The organism is Segatella salivae DSM 15606 (assembly GCF_000185845.1).
Lineage (GTDB): Bacteria > Bacteroidota > Bacteroidia > Bacteroidales > Bacteroidaceae > Prevotella > Prevotella salivae.
In genome coordinates this window covers 1,797,858-1,799,709 of the sequence record NZ_GL629647.1, presented here as the reverse complement: position 1 = coordinate 1,799,709, position 1,852 = coordinate 1,797,858, and the positions used below count along the sequence as shown (strand labels likewise).

The following is a 1,852-nucleotide window of genomic DNA, read 5'->3' as shown; positions in this document are numbered from 1 at the left end:
AGGAACGAGCCTACCTCGGGTGAGCGATAACATGTGGTTTTCAAACCCGGTACGGGTTTTGCTTTTTCCAATTACGTGGCGAATGCGAAAAAACTGAACCCGTTCCGGGTTCATTCTACACGCCTATTTATTCCCCACGTAGGCTCATTTCATTCACCAACGTGGGGCTATCAAAAGCACAACTCGTACCGAGTTGCGATGCTTTATAGCGCGATTTGTGATGTTATATAGCCTTTTCCTATGCTTCATTTTAGCCTTTGACGGCTATTTTTGGGGGCTATTGTACTTAGCTTATATCGGATATTGCATGACCAATCATGGTTGAACATGCCATAAAAAGCAGGAGAAAGGCAAGTTTTTTCATAAGGATATGGTTTTATAATGTATGGTTTTTATTTGATTTCCTTGAGATTATAGTCCAATTTCTTAATGGTTTCCCACGTTGAAATGTTGGTGAGTTCTATGTGGTCATTATAAGCTTCTATATGGTAGGGCGTCATTCCATAGACTAATTCGTTCTTTAAGTTGACGATACCATATTGATTTTCTTTCTTGATGATAAAGAGATTGGGCTTGCTTGTGACTTTAATTTCGTCGTAACCATAGGGGATCAGCTGCTTATCTTGGCGGTTGACGACTGCTGTTTTGCCCTCTGTGGTGACGATAAAGTGCTCATTATCGTTGAGACCTAATATGGAATTGTATTTAAAAGGGAAGAGGAGTTGCATGTGCTTGCAGTCAACAGCTGTTTCAAGGCCATTCCTTTTGAGGTATAGATAGCGGTCAGAAACACTGCTGTTGTCATAGAAAAGGTTGAGCGTTAATTGCTTTTTAGTCATGTTATAGAGTTGTTTTCCCTCGTCGGTAGTGAGTTCTATGGTATTATAGAGAAAGGTATGTTCGATTTTTTTGTATTGAAAGGGGAGCACGATGTTATTGTCTATGTCAATCAGTCCAAATAGATTGTCTTTGCAAGCGATGAAATAAGCGGTGCTGTCTGAGTGGATATAGCCGACTTTCTCTAATGGTTTGTCATACTGAACAGCGATAATCGGCTGTCCATCTTCACGTAGAAGTCCCCATGCTTTGCCTTGTTTATAATTGAAATAGAAGCATTTTTGTTCGTTTCTTTGTATTATAATAGGCATAGCATCGTCTAATGTGATGTCTTTAATGATGTCTTTATAGTTGAAGAGATAATGGCAACTGTCCCCTTTTGTCAGCTTAAAAAACCTCAAATATCTATATTTTATGGCGGTGTATTGTGGGTCGACAATAAATTTTCCCTCTTTATTACAGAGGCCATATAAGCCTTTTTTTACGATGAAATAGTTGCTTGCAGTGGTACAGAAGCTGCAGGCTACCTCTATACTATCATAGCGTGGCGGCAGAATTTCTTTGCCCATGTGCGAATAAAGACCTTGTTTCCCGTCCTTGTTGACGAGCCAATAGCGGCCGTTATCGAAGGAAATGTTATTAAATGTGATAGGAAGCAAGCACTTTCCTTCAGCATCGTATAGCCCTTTTTGCCCCGCTTTACTTACTACAAAGCAACCGAAATGGGTGCTAAATATAGTGTCGGCATCGGTGATAATGGGCTTCTTGTGGAAGTCGTTGAGGCTGAATTTACCATTGGTTTGTTTGCAGATACTGGCTTTTTCAAGGTAGAGTGCAACGCCAACCTGGGCATTTAGACTCATCGTCGATAGGGTGAAAAGTAACAAAAAGAGGGTGGTTGTCTTTCTCATCAATTGAAAACGAGGAATAGAGTGGGGTGTTATATAGTAATATTAAATGCAAACGCCTTACTTTCTCATTACAGAAAGTAAGGCGTTTTGTAACAATGTTTTAG

At 40.0% G+C, this 1,852-nt stretch carries 1 protein-coding gene; it reads right to left on the bottom strand.

Features of this window, described 5'->3' with window-relative positions; genetic code table 11:
* Nucleotides 1-392 precede the first annotated feature (392 nt).
* Nucleotides 393-1,748, bottom strand: a complete 1,356-nt coding sequence (locus HMPREF9420_RS07320) for a WG repeat-containing protein (RefSeq protein ID WP_044078836.1) — start codon at nt 1,746-1,748, stop codon at nt 393-395.
* Nucleotides 1,749-1,852 lie beyond the last annotated feature (104 nt).

Excerpts from the sequence above, each read along its gene's own strand:
- HMPREF9420_RS07320 (WP_044078836.1), bottom strand. The coding sequence starts at position 1,748 with ATGAGAAAGACAACCACCCTCTTTTTGTTACTTTTCACCCTATCGACG.